Below are 18,342 nucleotides of genomic sequence, written 5' to 3' on the forward strand. Positions count from 1 at the left end.
AAAAAAGTTTGCGTCAAAAATACAAAATCCAACGAAATAAATTTTATTAATTTAAATCGTATATAATGATAATTGAATATATGTTTACTAATAAAACAAAAAAACAGAAATGAACTCCTGTTTTTTACGAATTTAATAAAAAAGAGAAAGTTTATTTTTTGGATTCATTTACAAGTCTTTTCAAAATTGCCCATTGTTTCAGTGCATCTCGAGCCTCTACAGCCGGATAACCTAACATGGTTTTTCCGGCAGGAATATCTCCTGTTACACCGGAACCGGCACCTACAATAGCACCATCACCTATAGTGGTATGGTCTTTTATGGAAGCGCTTCCGCCAATAATAACCCCGTTTCCTAATGTTACTGAACCGGCAAGTCCACTATTTCCGGCCATAATACAAAATTTACCTAATTTGCTGTTATGACCTATTTGGACCAAATTATCAATTTTGCAACCGTCACCCAAAACAGTAGAACTGAATTTTCCTCTATCAATACAGGTATTGGCACCGATTTCGACATTATTGCCTATAATTACGTTTCCAATTTGCGGAATTTTTACCAAACCTCTCTGTGGATCCGGACGAAAACCAAAACCATCTGCGCCAATAGTTGCATTGGGATGTATAATGCAGTCGTTTCCTATTTGACAACGTTCTCTAATAACTGATCCTGACCAAATCACAGTGTTTTTTCCTATCGTTGATTCATCTAAAATGGTTACATTAGGATAAATGGTGGAATAATCACCAATAATGACTTTAGGACCTATGTAGCATCCTGCACCAATTCGGGCACCATTACAAATAGTTGCAGTTTCGTCTATTGTTGCGGTTGGATGAATATCGACTCTAAATAGTGGAGTTGGAGGTGCAAAAAGATCTAATATTTGAGACATTGCTAAATCAGCATTTTTTACTTTTATAAAAGCCCTTTCTTTTCCGGGTTGTATGGCAATATCCTCGTTGACAACTGCGACACAGGCTTTTGATGCTGACCAAAATTTTTCGTATTTTTTATTTCCAATAAATGAAATTTCAGATTCATTAGCGGCCTCAAGTTGTTCAGGTGCAATGATACGTTGAAAAGTATTCCCGACTATTTCTCCCTGTAGTATCTCATTTATTTCTTGAATGGTGTAGGATTTCATTACGTAGATATAGGATTTTGTTATTAAATATTTTTCAAATAAAAGAATTTAGGGTTGAAATTCCTAATCCTATCAATTTCTTTAACACTCAGAATATGTACGACTACCGTTGCAGTTAAAATTCATTTTATTGAATGGTTGTAATTAATTTTACACCAAAAAACCGATACTTAATTAAAAGTATCGGCTAATTTTTATTTATTTGATTCGAATTTTATGATTTGACAATCATTTTTCCTTTGTTTTCTCCTTTAAATAAACCAAGTAAGGCAGCCGGTAATTGATCAAAACCATCTACTATTGTTTCTGTGAATTTTAATTTTCCTTCATTTACCCATTTTGATAGATGAGCAATTCCTTCTGGGAAGTCTTTTTGAAAATTACTAATGATAAAACCCTGCATTAATACACTTCGGGTTAATAGCAACGGTTGAATTCGGGGGGCCATAGGAATTTCAGCACTATTGTATAAAGAAATTTGCCCACACAGCACAATTCTAGCGTGAAAATTCAGGTTTTGGATTACCGCATCAGAAATGCTTCCGCCCACATTGTCAAAATAGACGTCAACTCCATTTGGACATAAATTAGCTATTGCGGTATTTATATCGGTGGTTGTTTTATAGTTGATGACATCGTCATAACCAAATTTTTCTTTTAACATTGTTACTTTTTCGTCAGAACCAGCAATTCCTATTACACGGGCTCCGTGGATTTTTGCAATTTGGCCAACTACAATTCCAACGGCTCCTGCTGCTCCTGAAACTACAACAGTTTCACCTGCTTTTGGTTTACCAATGTGTAGGAGACCAAAATAAGCGGTTAATCCTGTCATTCCCAATATTCCTAAATAATACGTCAAGGATTCGACTGTTGATTCAATTTTTTGCAGATTTTTATCCGAAGCAATCATTTTTTCGCTCCAAGGCAAAGCTCCCAGTACAACATCACCCGTTTTAAAAAGATCAGATTTTGATTCCAATACAGTTGCTAGAACACCTCCCTCTATGGCTTTGTTTAATTCAAATTGAGGTACATAAGACTTTCCTTCATTCATTCGTCCACGCATGTAAGGATCTACGGAGTAATACATTCCTTGCAACAGTAATTCGCCCTGTTCCAGTGCATCTAATTCTATATTTTCAAATCTAAAATCATTCAATATTGGACTTCCATTAGGTCTCGCTGCAAGCACGATTTGTTTAGTTGTCATAATTGTCTTTTTTAACAGTAAGCATTTTATATATTTATAAAAGCCAAAGCCTATCTATTCTACTAATTTAAAATTAGTAATATAATAATTAGGCTTTGGATAATCAATAATTTCTAGAACGGATCAGATAATCCAATTACACGAATTAATTTTTTATTTACAAATTCATGAATTCCAATTTCTGAAAGTTCTCTACCATAACCTGAACCTTTGGTTCCACCAAAAGGCAGATCGGTTTGTGTCCAAGTTGGGTGATTGATAAATATCATTCCAGAATCAATTTGATCTGCAACTCGTTTTCCACGTTCAATATCTTGTGTAAATACGGAACCTCCCAAACCAAAATCAGAATCATTTGCCAATATAATTGCTTCAGCTTCATTTTTTACTCTGTAAAAAGAGGAAACTGGACCAAATAATTCTTCATGATAAGCAGGAATTTCTGGGTTTAAATCAGATAAAATAGTAGGCTCCATATATGCTCCCGGTCCATTTACCCGTTTGCCTCCTAACAAAACAGTGGCTCCGGCTGCAACGGATCTTTCTACTTGATCTAACAAGTGTAATAAAGCTTCTTCACTACTTAAAGGGCCTAATTCTGTGGCTGGATCCATTGGATCACCCACTTTTAATTGTGCTAATTTAGCGGTATATTTTTCGATAAATTCATCGGCGATAGCCTCAACAGCAATAATTCTTTTAGAGGCAATACAGCTTTGTCCATTGTTGTTCATTCTACCTACGACGGCCCATTCAACTGTTTTATCTATATCGGCATCTTCTAAAACAATAAAGGCATCATTACCTCCTAATTCTAACACTGATTTTTTGAGGTTTTTTCCCGCTTCTGCAGCTAAACTCGCACCAGCGGCTTCACTACCGGTAAGCGAAACTCCTTTAATTCTTTTGTCAGAAACTAGGGTTGAGGCTTTTTTTCCTGATAGTAACAAATTGGTATATAATCCAACTGGCGCTTTAGCCTCTTTAAATAAATCCTCAATTGCAATGGCACATTGAGGAACCATGGAAGCATGTTTTAGTAAGATGGTGTTTCCAACCATAATATTTGGCGCAATGAAACGCGCCACTTGATAAAAAGGAAAATTCCAAGGTTGCACTCCTAGTAAAACTCCAATTGGGCTTGATCTAATAAAGGCTTCACCTAATTCAGGTTCTAACTTTTTATCGGCTAAAAATGTTTCGCCATTTCTAGCGTAATATTCTAAAATATTGGCACTTAATTCTACTTCACCTACAGCCTGGGAAAATATTTTTCCCATTTCAAGGGTAATTAATGTGGCTAGGGCTGTTTTTTTCTCTCGCATTAGTGATGCGACTTTGTTTAAAACAGCTGCTCTCTCGGGATAAGATGTTTTTTTCCATTCATGAAAAGTAATATCGGACTGTTCAAGAGATTGTTCTACTTGTTTATCTGTCATTTCTTCAAATGATTTCACTACTTTATTGGTTGCGGGATTAATTGTTTGTATTGACATAATTTTATGTTTAAAAAAGATTACTAATTTGGAATCAGCCAAAATAAATTTAGTATGCAAAACACATTATTTTAGCATATGTAATGTTCAGTAATTAATTAATTGAATTTTGAAAAAGTATATTTTTATTTTTTGAAAAGTAAATTTGTTTTAATTTTTGTTAACTAATTATTGAATAACAAAGATAAAAAGATGACAAAGAATGGGACTTACACAATTTCCACATTAACTTTTTTTTATGTTTAAAGTTAACCCGTTGTGTGTAATTCAATTTGTTTAATTTTTTAAACACACAGAAACATAGATTTTAAAATTATGTAGGGCGTTTCATTTTTTTTAGAGAAAAATATAGCTACGTGAATCCAAGAATTAGGCTAACCTACTTTTTTTTCTGTGTTTCTATGTGGTTCAATTTTTTATGTAACATTAATTGAATTTTTTATTAATTATACGCAACGGGTTAAAATTAGTATAATCATGACACTTTTTTAAACAGTTTTTTTGCTCGTCTAATTAATTATACTTAGTGATGAATATTGTAAACTTTGCTTTTTTATTTAAATCTTTAAAGACAATTGGGACACTATAAAAAAACAAATCCTACCGGTTTTGAAGCTAGTAGGATTTGTTTTTATTTATGTTTAAGGGGAAATACTCAATAAAAATTATTCCTCTGCTTTTTGTCCCATCATCATCAAATAGGCTTTCAGGAATTCATCAATTTCTCCATTCATCACGCCGTCAACGTTACTGGTTTCGTAACCGGTACGAACATCTTTGACTAACTTGTAAGGCTGCATCACGTAATTCCTGATTTGGGATCCCCATTCTATTTTCATTTTTCCGGCTTCAATATCGGCGCGTTGTGCCTGTTTCTTTTTTAACTCAATTTCATATAATTGAGAGCGTAACATTTGCATGGCGCGTTGTCTGTTATCTTGTTGCGAACGCGTTTCGGAACATTGAATTTGAATTCCGGTTGGTTTGTGAAACAATTGCACTTTAGTTTCCACCTTATTAACATTTTGTCCGCCTGCACCACTGGATCTCGAAGTGGTTATCTCGATATCAGCAGGATTAATCTCAATTTCGATGCTATCATCTACTAACGGATACACATAAACGGATGCAAATGAAGTATGACGTTTAGCATTACTATCAAATGGAGAAATACGCACCAATCGATGAACGCCGTTTTCTCCTTTTAGATATCCAAAAGAATAATCTCCTTCAAATTCGAGTGTTACGGTTTTTATACCTGCTGCTTCTCCTTTCTGGAAATTCAGTTCTTTTATTTTAAAGCCATATTTTTCGCCCCACATCATGTACATTCTCATCAGCATCTCTGCCCAATCACAACTTTCTGTTCCTCCTGCGCCAGCGGTTATTTGTACTACAGCACTTAAAGTATCACCTTCATCAGAAAGCATATTCTTGAATTCGATGGCTTCAATATGAGCTTGAGTAGCGATATAATGTTCGTCTAATTCTTCTCCGGTAAGTTCACCTTCTTTGTAAAAATCGTAAGCGAGTTGCAATTCTTCGGTCATTTCGACCGCTTTATTGTAATCTTCAATCCACTTTTTCTTGTTTCGAAGGTTTTTTACAATTTGTTCCGCTTCTTTTGTATTGTTCCAAAAATCAGGCGCAAAAGTTTTTTCTTCTTCATTTGAAATCTCAATTAACTTGGCATCAACGTCAAAGATACCTCCTCAACGCACCAAGGCGCTCTACAATACCTTTAATTTGTTCGGTAGTTGTCATAAAATTATATTAATTTGATAGATCTGTTTTCAATATTTATCAAAAATTCCGTTCTGTACTACAATTAGTTTAGTTTTAACGGAACTAGTTGGAATTAACAAACGGTATTGTGTAAATTTGTGGCACAAAAGTAAAAAAAATTTACGCAGGGACAAGTCGTGACTTCTCCTTATCAACAATAAAAAATAATATGGAAATAAATTTAGTTAGCGATACGATCACAAAACCTTCACGCGAAATGTTGGTACACATGCTAAATGCTGAGGTAGGTGATGATGTTTACAAACAAGATCCTACCGTTATTGAACTTGAAGCCAAAGTTGCTGAAATGTTTGGAATGGAAGCAGGACTTTTTTTTCCTTCGGGGACGATGGCGAACCAAACGGCAATAAAATTGCATACACAGCCTGGAGAACAATTGATTGCCGACAAATATGCGCACGTTTATCATTATGAAGGTGGTGGTGTTTCGTTCAACAGCGGTGTTTCTTGTTGCTTATTAGACGGAAATCGAGGTATGATAACTGCAGAACAAGTGGCTGGAGCTATCAATGATCCGGAATTTTACCACAGTCCATTAACAAGTTTAGTTTGTGTCGAAAATACAACTAATAAAGGCGGTGGCGCTTGTTACGAATTGGAAGATTTACAAGAAATAAAGGCGGTTTGTGATGCCAATAATTTAAAATTTCACCTTGATGGCGCCCGAATCTGGAATGCTTTGATAGCCAAAAATCAAGACCCAAAAGCATTTGGGAAATTATTTGATACTATTTCTGTTTGTTTGTCAAAAGGTTTGGGAGCACCAATTGGTTCCGTATTGTTGGGTGATAAAGCGACGATTCACAGAGCGTTACGCATCCGAAAGATTTTAGGTGGCGGAATGCGTCAGGTAGGCTATTTGGCGGCAGCGGGAATATACGCTTTAGATAATAATGTAGAGCGCCTTGCTGAAGATCACCGAAGAGCGAAAGAAATTGGAGAAGTTTTGAAAAAGGTAAGTTGGGTTGCATCAGTTGAACCGGTGGAAACTAATATTTTGATTTTCTCGTTGGTTCCAAATTGTATCGAAAAGAATTTAATTGAATTGTTGAAACAAAAAAATATTTTAATTAGTTCCATGGGTCATGGAAAACTGAGAATCGTTACACATCTTGATTATAAGGAAGTTATGCACACGTATGTTTTGGAAACGCTGCAAAAACTGGTTTAAAAAAAGTTATAAGTTATGAATTATGAGTTTCTCAAATTGTCAAAACTCATAATTCATAACTCATAATTACTTGAACAAATTATCCATACCCGGAATCATTGGCATATCCATTTTTGCAACAGCATCAAGTTCTGCCTCATTGGTTTTAGTCGCTTTTTCAATCGCTTTATTCATTACTAAGATCATGTAATCCTCTAACTGTTCTTTATCTTCTAACAATGAGTCGTCAATAGTGATTGATTTTATAGTTCTGTTCGCTGTCAGCGTTATTTTCAATAAGCCATCAGTACTTTGTTCGTCAATAAGAACCGTATCCAAGCGTTTTTTTGTGTCTTCTATTTTTTGTTGGGTTTCTTTTAGTTTTCCCATCATTCCCATTAAATCCATGTTTTAATTTTTTAAATTAATTTGATTTACAAAATTACTATATTGCATAGTCATAATCAATAAAATATTCATGAAAAATAAACTCATCCTAAGTTGTCTTTGTGTTATTTTTGCACCATCAATTACTAAAATTAAAGCACAACAAATGTTAAAAAATATTTCTACTCCAGTAGCTAAAATAATTCCAAAAACTTTAGAAAAACACAACGAAAAACGTGTTGACAATTATTTCTGGCTGAACGATAGAGAAAATCCGGATGTCATTGATTATTTGAATCAAGAAAATACCTATTATGACGCCATGACTGCGGATACGAAGGGTTTTCAAAAAGAATTATACAAAGAGATGAAAGCCCGCATCAAGGAAGACGACCAATCAGTTCCTTATTTGTACAATGGCTATTATTACATTACCCGTTTTGAAACTGGAAAAGATTATCCTATCTACTCCAGAAAAAAAGGAAGTCTTGCCGCAAATGAGGAAATTTTATTCAATTGTAATGACTTGGCCAAAGGACAAACCTACTTTCAATTGGGAGGTTTAAGTGTGAGTCCGGATAATAAATTTGCGAGTTTTGGAATTGATACCGTAGGAAGACGTATTTACACGATACAGATCAAAAACTTGGAAACAGGAGAAATTTTTTCGGATAAGATTGAAAATGCTACCGGAAGTTCCGTTTGGGCAAATGATAATAAAACGATTTTTTACACCCGACAAGACAAAGTAACGTTGCGCTCTGATAAAGTGTTCAAACATAAGCTAGCGACAGATTCAGCTGCTGATGTATTGGTTTTCAATGAAAAAGACGATACGTTTAACGTTTCAGTGGGAAAGGAAAAATCAAAAAAATACATTGTTATAGGTTCCGGAAGTACATTAACAACCGAGTACAGAATTTTAAATTCAGATGATCCGGATGGAGAATTTGTGGTTTTTCAACCAAGAGTTCGCGGATTGGAATACAGTATTTCTCATTTCGGAGATTCTTTTTATATCTTGACCAATAAGGATAAAGCGACTAACTTTAAGTTGATGAAAACTCCTGAAAACAGTACTGCAAAAGAAAATTGGAAAGATGTAATTTCGCACCGAACAGACGTTTTATTAGAAGATATTGAAATTTTCAGGAACTATTTAGTTGTCGAGGAACGTTCCAATGGTTTGAATCACATTCGCATCATGCCCTGGAGTGGGGAAGGGGAGTATTATTTGCCTTTTGGCAGTGAAACCTACAATGCATACACGACTACAAATGTTGATTTTGACACTGATATTTTGCGTTACAGCTATCAATCATTGGCTACACCATCTTCGATTATTGATTTTAATATGGGAACCAAAGAGAAAGAAATCATGAAAGAGCAACAGGTTCTTGGCGGAAAATTTGATAAAAATAATTACATCGAAGAACGTGTTTGGGCTACTGCAACTGATGGAACCAAAGTGCCAATTTCAATTGTGTACAAAAAAGGATTAAAAAAAGACGGAAATAATCCCGTCTTGCTTTATGCGTATGGCTCTTACGGAGTTACGATGGATACGTACTTTTCATCAACACGTCTGTCTATTTTGGACCGTGGTTTTGTTTTTGCAATAGCACACATTCGCGGTGGCGAAGATTTAGGAAGACAATGGTATGAAGACGGAAAATTATTGAAAAAGAAAAATACATTCACTGATTTTATCGATTGTTCCAAGTTTTTAATTCAGGAAAAGTTCACTTCACCAAAGCATTTATATGCTGAAGGCGGTTCAGCAGGGGGGTTGTTGATGGGAGCAGTAGTCAATATGGCTCCGGAATTGTACAAAGGAGTGATTGCTCAAGTGCCTTTTGTGGATGTAATAACCACGATGCTTGATGACACTATTCCGCTTACAACTGGAGAATATGATGAGTGGGGAAATCCAAACGAGAAAAAATCATATGATTACATGCTATCGTATTCGCCTTATGATAACGTAAAAGCTCAAAAGTATCCTAATATGTTTGTTTCCACCGGACTTCACGACTCACAAGTACAGTATTGGGAACCTGCAAAGTGGGTTGCTAAACTACGAACTCTAAAAACAAATGATACTGTTTTGTACCTAAACACTAACATGGATGCGGGTCATGGTGGTGCTTCCGGTCGATTTGAAGCCCTAAAGGAATTAGCTAAGGAATATAGTTTTTTATTAGATTTAGAAGGAATTAAAAACTAATTAGATTTTTTTTGTTAAATTTGTAACTTTCGTGGTCTGATTACAAATTGGTACGACTAACTATTTTTTTATGAAAAAAGAAATAACTGCTTGTAATAATGTTTTAGAATTAATAGGTAACACTCCACTTATTAAGCTAAATGAAGTTACTAAAGATTTAAAAGGAAATTTTTACGCGAAAGTAGAAGCTTTTAATCCAGGACATTCCTCAAAAGATAGAATAGCATTATACATAATTGAAGAAGCTGAAAAGAGAGGTGTTTTATCTCCTGGCGATACGATAATTGAAACAACTTCCGGTAATACGGGTTTTAGTTTAGCAATGGTCAGTATTATAAAAGGATACAACTGCATTCTTGCGGTTAGTTCTAAATCATCTAAAGACAAAATAGACATGCTTCGAAGCTTAGGCGCTAAAGTGTATGTTTGTCCTGCGCACGTATCTGCTGATGATGAACGTTCTTATTATAATGTAGCCAAACGTTTGCACGAAGAAACGAAAGGCTCGATTTACATCAATCAATATTTTAATGAGTTGAATGTCGATGCGCATTATAAATCTACCGGTCCGGAAATTTGGAAACAAACTAATGGTGCAATTACGCACTTAATTGCCTGTAGTGGAACAGGTGGAACCATTTCTGGTACTGCAAAATACTTAAAAGAACAAAATCCAAATATTAGAATTCTTGGCGTGGATGCTTTTGGATCAGTATTAAAAAAATATCACGAAACAAGAGAATTCGATAATGATGAAATTTATCCGTACCGTATTGAAGGCTTGGGTAAAAATTTAATTCCGTCCGCAACGGATTTTGATATTATTGATAAGTTTATGAAAGTAACGGATGAGGAAAGCGCTCATGCTGCGAGAGAAATTACCAGAAAAGAAGGTTTATTTGTAGGGTATACATCAGGAGCAGTGATGCAAGCAATAAGACAATATGCTGAAGAGGGTGAATTTGACGAAAATAGTAATGTAATCGCAATTTTCCCTGATCATGGTTCTCGTTACATGAGTAAAGTATTTAGCGATGATTGGATGAATGAACAAGGTTTCTTTGATAGCATCAACGAAGAAGAAGTTCAAAAAATTGAAATGATAAAATAAGTTGAAAATTATAAATTAAAAAGTCCCACTTGCTTTTGCGAATGGGACTTTTTCATTGAACATAAAGAGGGATACTTTTTACTTTAATCCAATAATTGAGAATTATTAAGTATCAATTCAATTTTTTTAATAGTGATTGTGATCTGACTCATTTGTAATTCTATATTTCTAAAAAAAAGACTGATATCTCTACTGACCCAACTTTCAGAAATAACTCTTGCGCCCAAACTAATTCTTAAAATAGCACTTTCAATTTCAGTAGTATATTTGACATTAACTGCTTGACCAATATGACATTTTTGGGCAGCAAGTCGAATAATTTCTAATGAAGAACCTTCAAACTGATCGGATAAATCAGAATTTAATAAAGTGTACAATTTTTTTACTTTATCAACAGTTAAGACCTCATTGTTTTTAAAAATAAAGAAAGGAAAAATTGTACGGATGTTTCTTATTCCAAATTCTTTACTGCTAAAGCTCTTTGTTTTTGTTTCATCACTATAAATAGGCATTAAAAATGTGGCCTCTTTTATGGAGTCATCAACAAAATTGCAAAACATCTCAATACCCATATTGCGATATAATATAGGTGTTTTGTAATACCTGTCCATTTCAACAACGGCAGCATTCCAGCGCATATAAGAACCATAGTTATATCCGTCAGATAATTCATTGGAACAAAACCATGAAGTCGGCCAATCAGAACTGTTGTAATATTTGTTTAAGCCTTTTGGTAATGTGTTTTTTACAGATTGAATTAATTTATTGACACTTTGAGGTAAAATTAATGCACCGCAGTATGGAGGGCCAGTGAAGAATTTACTCCCCGTTATGGTAACAATATAACCTTTATTTAAATAATTTTGTATGTCTTTTGGATCTAATCTCAACTGTGATCCATCAACAATTATTTGAATTGATAAGTTTTCAAGTCTATTTAATTTTTTTATAAATTCGTCACTAGGAGATTGATACCCTAATTTTGATTGGTCCATAGTATGTAATACTATATGCCTGCCTTGATTTTTGGTCCTAATAACGGCATCGAATACTTCCTTATCTAATTGAGCGGAAGTTTTTAATGCGCCATTTTGATCTCTAAAAGGGATTTGTACTAAATCAACATCTCTAAAACCTTCAATTTTTGCATCTTTTTCAATTGGATAATTTAAAGCAGTAGTATTTTCAAAATGACATCCCTTTAAAGCCGCAGCTACACCGCTACCAGTTTCATCAGAGGCCACTAAAATATGTGTGATTTCTTTATTGGAAATAATTTGCGTTATAGCTGCTATTTGAAGTGAAGAATCAGTACCTGATGGTGAAAAAATTATTTCACATTCCTCATTTAATCTGAATATTTTTCTAAGGTTATTTTTTAGTAATTCAGAAAACTCGATAGTAGTATTTTTAAAACCATTTTTCAAGCTATTTCTAATTAATATACTTCTCACTTTATCTGTTTTATCAAAAGCAAAATTAGAAACGCTAGACGCCGTAGATGAAGCAAAAGTAAATGCATCAGGTCTTGGGAACGGACGACATCCGTATTTGTTTAGCAAATGAATTTCATCGATATTCAAACGAAGATCTCCTCCAGACATCAACATGTATTCTGTAGGTTTTGCAAGATTTTCGACAATAGCTTTCCAAGATTCTTTAAGTTCAGTGTTCGAATTTTTTAAACCATGAAATGATTGGAGTTCTTCGTTTATTAATGAAGATTCAGTATTTAAATCGATATCATTTTTAATTAAATTAATTAGAACATAATCAAGATTTTCTAATTTTTCTTTATCATCTTTAGGTAGTAAATTATAAAATATTCGAGTTACTTCAAGAGCTGCAATATCGCATAAAACTACATCTTGTTTTTCGGTATTCAAAGCTTTGTACCATAGCTGCCATTCGATTCCATATCTTAAATAGACTAAAGCTAAAATGGGTTTACTCAAAAAGGATGAACCAATTATAATTGATTTGTTGGGTACAATTTTGAAAATAGTAGGCTCACTAGTTGAGGTGATAATATTGATATTATTTATCTTTGGTACGGTATTAAATCTTTTTAAAACGCGAACTAAATAGTTTACATTTTCTTTTTCAAATAAACTTGTTCTTTTATATTGATTTTCAATCAGGATGTTGTTTGTCATATGTATTATAATTTTATACGTTCCTTGGAACGACATTCTGTATTAGGAATATTTAGCTAATTAACAAAACGTATTTAATTACGGACTAAATTTTGTAAAAAATCGTCACAAAAACTAAATTTTTCTTAAGTATTTTTTGTCTCAAATAAGGAAATTTAGTTTGTAAAATAATTGTGCTCCCAATAGTTTTATGTATCGCTTGTTTTTAAGGCTTTACATTTAGTAAAAGTTACCAAATATAAGAAACTTGTTAGCAGTAAAAAAGATACTAAAAAATACTCTTTTGCTAAATTTTCTATCTTTCATCTTAGTCCGTTATTTAAACTGTATTGATATAATAATTTAGAGGTAAAAGCTTATTAAAAAATTGTATCGATATAAATTAATTTATTATGAGAAAACTTGATAGAAAGGGACAGGCAAGAAGGCAAACACATAATTATAAGTAACTATCTACTTTATGTTTAAAATATGCTTTAGGCCGATTTTAAAAAATGACGCAGCAGTCACGAAGCAGAGGATAATTAAAAAAAGAAATAAAAAAGGCTTAATTCTTAATTTATAATTGTGAAACAAAAAAACTCCAGCTAAAGCTAGAGTTTTAAATATAATTTAAATGAAGTCTAAGCTTCTTCCATTGTATGATACACGTTCATCACGTCATCATCTTCTTCCAGTTTTTCAATCAGCTTTTCGATATCAGCCATTTCAGATTCTGTTACTTTCTTCATGATTTGGGGTATTCTTTCAAATCCGGAAGAGAGAATTTCCAGTCCTCTGTTTTCTAATTCTTTTTGGATGGTTCCAAAGCTTCCAAAAGGCGCATAAATCAATATGCCGTCTTCATCTTCAAAAACTTCCTCAGCACCAAAATCGATTAATTCTAACTCCAGTTCTTCAGGATCAATTCCGTTTGCTGGAATTCTAAAATTACAGGTGTGGTCAAACATGAATTCAACGGAACCTTGAGTTCCCATTGTACCATTGCATTTATTAAAATAACTCCTGACATTAGCCACCGTTCTGTTGTTATTATCCGTGGCAGTTTCAACCAAAATTGCAATTCCATGAGGTGCATATCCTTCAAATAAAACTTCTTTATAATTGGCTGTATCTTTATCAGTTGCTTTTTTAATGGCGCGTTCCACATTTTCTTTAGGCATGTTCACGGCCTTCGAGTTCTGGATGACGGCTCTTAATCTGGAGTTGGCATCAGGATTTGGTCCGCCTTCTTTTACGGCCATTACAATATCTTTTCCAATTCTGGTAAATGCTTTGGCCATTGCTGACCAACGTTTCATTTTTCTTCCTTTTCTAAACTCAAACGCTCTTCCCATTTCTATTTCTTATTTTGAACTGCAAAAATACAGTTATTAGTTATTTTTTCAAATATTTTTGTTAATCAATTGGAACGTGTTTTGAAATAAAATTTGTTCCAGTTGTGTTCCAGTTATTGATAGCGAGGGAGCGTTCTGTGTTGAACTTTGTATTGAGTTTATTATACGTTCCTACCTCTTTGTTAAGAGTATTTACCAACGCATTGAAATTATCAATTTCTGCTTTTGATCTAATGCTGGCTTTTTTATCGTCCATTATTTTTTTGCTTTCCTGAAATTTTTGGTTCAGCATCATAAAAGCAACAACACCAGGTGCGAATTCTAACGCTTCTTTTTTACTGAATTCCAATACTTTTTTAGTAGCATTTACAAGCATTACGTCATTTTTGTAGGCTTTAAATGTCTTTAGTTTATCCAAACCTTCATTCGAATATTGTTCTAGTGCATTGCTATTTTGTTGAATCGCGTTCAAATTATTTTCAGCAATCGCTTTCATCAATACCGATTCTGTAAAATTTACTTTAAAAAAGATCAGATATAATTGTGTGTGATTTTCGAAAACTTCGTTGGATATTTTCATTTTTTTGCCCAATTCACTTTTATCTTCCCCAATTTGAATCCCATATTTATTGGCAAATATTTTTTGGTTGGCATTCAATTTATCGACTTCTTCATTGATTTTAGCATTGACTAAATCTCTTGCCATAATAAAAGCTTCCATAAAGTCATACGATTGTTCAGCAACCTCCTGCATGTTTATTATTTTGTCATATTCCTGATTAATTTGCTTTTCAGAAATTGCTAGATAAGCCAAAAGCTGGTTTTTATATTCCACATCACCTTTATAACCTTCTTTCAAAGCTTCTATTTTTTTAGCCGCGGTTTGTATGCTTTTTACCAATGTTTTTCGAGTAACATCAATTTTTCGGGCGTTCTTGCTGTGTGCCACAGCCGAAGTGTATTTCCATGTAGTTCGGGAAATTATATCAGTTTCCTTGCTGATATAATTCAAATAATCAACTGGAGTTTTGAATTCCTGAGCATTTGTAATGGTTACAGTTAGCAAAAATAAGAGCAAAGTAAAGATTGATTTCATGTTTTGTGGGTTGGTTTATTTGGTTAAAATATTATAATCATTAAGTATTGCAATTGCTTCCTCTAAATACGGACTGTTTTTTAAATTCTTAATTTTGTACGTATTACTATCTTGCTGAAAAGTATCAAATTTTAATTTCTCTACATCATAAGTGGTATTCGAAAGCGTAAAATTACTTTCACTGTCAATTATTTTTTTTACCTTTTCCCAAAGGGAGTCAATTTTATGCACCTCATCAAATACATCTTTGAGAACTAATCGGGTTGGCTTTTTAAGATTGTTATAAAGTGCATTAATCTGTTCGTTAGCCAAATTGATTTCATTAAAACGGATATTTTCTTTTACTCTCGTATGACTTAATGCTGTTAGTTGCGGGAAATAGGTTTTTGGCAAAGGACTAAATCTAGCTTTTGTACTAATAACATCGTTTTTCAGAGCTGTTTTATAACTGCCTTCACGAGGAATTACACTGTCAAATAAAACGGGGAGCATAATATCTGGTATTATTCCTTTTATCTGATTGCTGTCACCGGTAATTCTATAAAATTTTTCAATCGTTACTTTCACAAATTCTTCTTGATTATTTTTATCCAGTGGTACTATTGCCTGCATGCTTGCCTTACCTAATGAGGTGCTTCCGATGATGATTCCGCGGTTGTAATCTTGTATCGCCGCCGCAAAAAATTCACTTGCTGAGGCAGAGTTCCCATTCATTAATAGCACTAAAGGGCCACTGTAAACGCTGCCACGATTGTAATCTTTTAGTATTGTCTGTTGGTCCTTACTGTCTACCAAAACGGATAAAGGACCGACATCTATAAACATTCCGGCTAATTTAATCGCTTCTTGGATAGAGCCACCACCATTATTCTGAAGATCAATTACTAAACCTTTTATGTTGTCTTTTTGCAGTTTTACAATTTCTTTCGCAACATCATCGGCACAACCTTGAACGGTGTTTCCATCAAAATTCGAATAAAAACTTGGGATATTGATGTAGCCAATTTTCGATTCTTTTTCGGCGATGTAGCTGTAAACGGCATTATCAGTTGCTTTCATTACTTGTTTTCGAAGAAATACGGTAACAATAGCGCCATTTTTTTTCTGAATGGTTAATTCTATGTCAATATTGGAATCTGAAAAAATCAATTCTCCAATTTTTTCAATAGAAGAGCATGAAACTGTGTAAGTTGTTCCTTTTGCATTGGAAACCTTCACAATAATATCGTCTTTGTCAAATTTATTGGTTTTCGCAGCTGGTCCGCCCGGAACAATTTCCTGTACGATGATTTCTTCTTTGTCATTAAAGCCAACGTTCAATCCTAGCGAAAGAGAGCTGGTAGACAAACCCGACATGAAACTGGATTTTGCGGCCAACGAAAAATAATTAGAGTGCGGGTCAAAATAAGTGCAAAAGAGATTCATAAAAGTGTTTTGCAGATCACTTGCGATTCGGTCTTTGGTTTCCAAAATACTGTTTACCTGACACAAATTAGCGTCAAATAGTTTTGTTTTGGTTGTTTTTTCAATAACTGAGAAATTTTGATTCAAAGAATCTAAATTAGTGCTTGATTTAGAAATATCTTCCAGAATATCATAGCGGATTCTTTTTTTCCAAACACGTTCTAAATCAGTGGCAACTAAATCAAAAGGAAATTTTTTCTTCGAAAATTTTACAGAATCGTTTGAAGTATAGTCAAAAGAATCCTTTTGTATTTTCTCTAAAACTTTCTTTTTTCTGTTTAACGCCAAGGTGTAGACAGCAACAAAATCATTCATAAAAGAACAATTATTTTGCAAAATGTAATTGTCCAGTTGTAATCTGTGTTCGCATAGTTTTTTGTATTCAATCTTGGTGAATAAGTTTCGATTCGAATCCAAAGCATCCAAGAAACCATCAAAAACAAAAACCGATAAACTGTCGTCTACCGGTTTTGGTTGGTAATGTTCGCGTTGTAATAACGCATTTATTTTAGAAAGTGTTTCACAGGTTTTTGCGTCATTTTGACCAAAAAGTGAAAATGTAGTCAGCAAAAATGTAAGTGAAAGTTTCTTCATTTATTTTTATTTCTTGTAAAAAGGTAATTTTACCACTTTAGCTAATACGTCATTTTTACGAATTCTAATAAATATATCGCTGTCCAAGGCACTGTTTTCTATAGTTACATAACCCATTCCTATTCCCTTATTCATTGAAGGTGACATCGTTCCCGAAGTTACTATTCCGATTACATTTCCTGATGCATCTACAATTTCGTAATCGTGTCTTGGCACCGCACGTTCCTGCATTTCAAAGGCAACCAGTTTTTTAGAAACTCCTGCTTCTTTTTGTTTTTTTAGATTTTCTGAATTGGTGAATTCTTTTGTAAACTTTGTAATCCATCCCAAACCAGCTTCCAATGGAGAAGTCGTGTCGTTGATATCATTTCCATACAAACAGAAACCCATTTCAAGTCGCAACGTATCACGGGCCGCGAGACCAATTGGTTTGATGCCAAAAGCCGCACCCGCCTCAAAAACTTTATTCCAAATTTGTTCTACTTCTGAATTTTTGCAATAAATCTCAAAACCGCCAGAACCAGTATATCCTGTTGCCGAAATGATTACGTTTTCTATACCGGCAAAATCACCCACTTCAAAATGGTAATATGGAATCGCTGATAAATCTTTTGAGGTCAACGATTGCATTGCTTCAACCGCTTTTGGCCCTTGAATTGCCAATAATGAATAATCATCCGAAAGGTTTTTCATCTCCACACCCAAATCATTATGAGCCGAAATCCAATCCCAATCCTTGTCAATATTCGATGCGTTTACGACTAGTAAATATTGTTCATCTTTCATTTTATAAACAAGCAAATCATCTACAATTCCACCATCATTATTTGGCAAACAAGAATATTGCGCTTTTCCAATAGTCAAAGTCGAAGCGTCATTTGAAGTCACTTTTTGAATTAAAGCCAATGCATTTGGCCCAGTAATCAGGAATTCACCCATGTGAGAAACGTCAAAAACACCCACGGCATTGCGCACCGTTTCATGTTCGGCATTCACTCCTTCATATAAAATGGGCATGTTGTATCCGGCAAAAGGAAGCATTTTCGCTCCCAAAGTCTCGTGTATGTGCGTAAGCGCAGTATTTTTCATTGTGTTTTTCTATAAAGTTTGAAGTCGCTAATTTATTGATTTTATTTCGGGTGACAAAGACAGATT

13 protein-coding genes are annotated in these 18,342 nt (G+C 33.9%); 3 read left to right on the forward strand and 10 right to left on the reverse strand.

Annotated features, from left to right (window positions below; translation table 11 throughout):
• Positions 1-151: 151 nt before the first annotated feature.
• The 4 genes from lpxD to prfB all read right to left on the reverse strand — a co-directional run bounded on the left by lpxD (position 152) and on the right by prfB (position 5,623).
• A complete protein-coding gene (gene lpxD / locus ACP7AT_RS08850; RefSeq protein WP_426063973.1) occupies positions 152-1,150 on the reverse strand; it encodes a UDP-3-O-(3-hydroxymyristoyl)glucosamine N-acyltransferase in 999 nt (332 codons plus the stop codon).
• Between the two features lie 214 nt (positions 1,151-1,364).
• On the reverse strand, positions 1,365-2,363 hold the full coding sequence (locus ACP7AT_RS08855) for an NADP-dependent oxidoreductase (RefSeq protein WP_426063974.1): 999 nt from the start codon (positions 2,361-2,363) through the stop codon (positions 1,365-1,367).
• 113 nt (positions 2,364-2,476) lie between these two features.
• Entirely contained in the window at positions 2,477-3,859 is a 1,383-nt protein-coding gene (locus ACP7AT_RS08860; RefSeq protein WP_426063975.1) for an NAD-dependent succinate-semialdehyde dehydrogenase, read from the reverse strand.
• Between the two features lie 665 nt (positions 3,860-4,524).
• A protein-coding gene (prfB, locus tag ACP7AT_RS08865; protein WP_426063976.1) for a peptide chain release factor 2 occupies positions 4,525-5,623 on the reverse strand; the annotation gives its coding sequence in 2 pieces (ribosomal slippage) (positions 4,525-5,559 and positions 5,561-5,623; 1,098 coding nt in all).
• 190 nt (positions 5,624-5,813) lie between these two features.
• Between prfB and ACP7AT_RS08870 the strand changes: the two genes are divergently transcribed.
• A complete protein-coding gene (locus ACP7AT_RS08870) occupies positions 5,814-6,836 on the forward strand; it encodes a threonine aldolase family protein (RefSeq protein ID WP_426063977.1) in 1,023 nt (340 codons plus the stop codon).
• Positions 6,837-6,902: 66 nt separating this feature from the next.
• On the opposite strand, the gene ACP7AT_RS08875 is transcribed toward ACP7AT_RS08870, so the two are convergent.
• On the reverse strand, positions 6,903-7,223 hold the full coding sequence (locus ACP7AT_RS08875) for a YbaB/EbfC family nucleoid-associated protein (RefSeq protein WP_426063978.1): 321 nt from the start codon (positions 7,221-7,223) through the stop codon (positions 6,903-6,905).
• 70 nt (positions 7,224-7,293) lie between these two features.
• On the opposite strand from ACP7AT_RS08875, the gene ACP7AT_RS08880 reads away from it, so the two are divergent.
• Complete coding sequence (locus tag ACP7AT_RS08880) at positions 7,294-9,429, forward strand: S9 family peptidase (protein ID WP_426063979.1); 2,136 nt, start codon at positions 7,294-7,296, stop codon at positions 9,427-9,429.
• 70 nt (positions 9,430-9,499) lie between these two features.
• A complete protein-coding gene (locus ACP7AT_RS08885) occupies positions 9,500-10,540 on the forward strand; it encodes a PLP-dependent cysteine synthase family protein (RefSeq protein ID WP_426063980.1) in 1,041 nt (346 codons plus the stop codon).
• 83 nt (positions 10,541-10,623) lie between these two features.
• On the opposite strand, the gene ACP7AT_RS08890 is transcribed toward ACP7AT_RS08885, so the two are convergent.
• The 5 genes from ACP7AT_RS08890 to gcvT all read right to left on the reverse strand — a co-directional run bounded on the left by ACP7AT_RS08890 (position 10,624) and on the right by gcvT (position 18,276).
• The gene (locus ACP7AT_RS08890; RefSeq protein ID WP_426063981.1) at positions 10,624-12,696 is read right to left on the reverse strand and encodes a hypothetical protein; all 2,073 of its coding nucleotides are present in this window, start codon (positions 12,694-12,696) and stop codon (positions 10,624-10,626) included.
• A 623-nt stretch (positions 12,697-13,319) separates the two neighbouring features.
• Positions 13,320-14,033 (reverse strand): YebC/PmpR family DNA-binding transcriptional regulator, encoded by a 714-nt coding sequence (locus tag ACP7AT_RS08895; RefSeq protein WP_426063982.1) that lies wholly within the window; start codon positions 14,031-14,033, stop codon positions 13,320-13,322.
• A 61-nt stretch (positions 14,034-14,094) separates the two neighbouring features.
• Positions 14,095-15,129 (reverse strand): LIC11966 family surface protein, encoded by a 1,035-nt coding sequence (locus tag ACP7AT_RS08900; protein WP_426063983.1) that lies wholly within the window; start codon positions 15,127-15,129, stop codon positions 14,095-14,097.
• A gap of 15 nt (positions 15,130-15,144) precedes the next feature.
• Positions 15,145-17,187, reverse strand: coding sequence for a carboxy terminal-processing peptidase (locus ACP7AT_RS08905; RefSeq protein WP_426063984.1), 2,043 nt, complete (start codon positions 17,185-17,187; stop codon positions 15,145-15,147).
• A gap of 6 nt (positions 17,188-17,193) precedes the next feature.
• Positions 17,194-18,276 carry a glycine cleavage system aminomethyltransferase GcvT gene (gcvT, locus tag ACP7AT_RS08910; protein ID WP_426063985.1) on the reverse strand — a complete coding sequence of 361 codons (1,083 nt, stop codon included), beginning with the start codon at positions 18,274-18,276 and terminating at the stop codon, positions 17,194-17,196.
• Positions 18,277-18,342: the final 66 nt, after the last annotated feature.

Origin of the sequence: Flavobacterium sp. DSP2-3-1 (assembly GCF_049896865.1) — a bacterium.
Lineage (GTDB): Bacteria > Bacteroidota > Bacteroidia > Flavobacteriales > Flavobacteriaceae > Flavobacterium.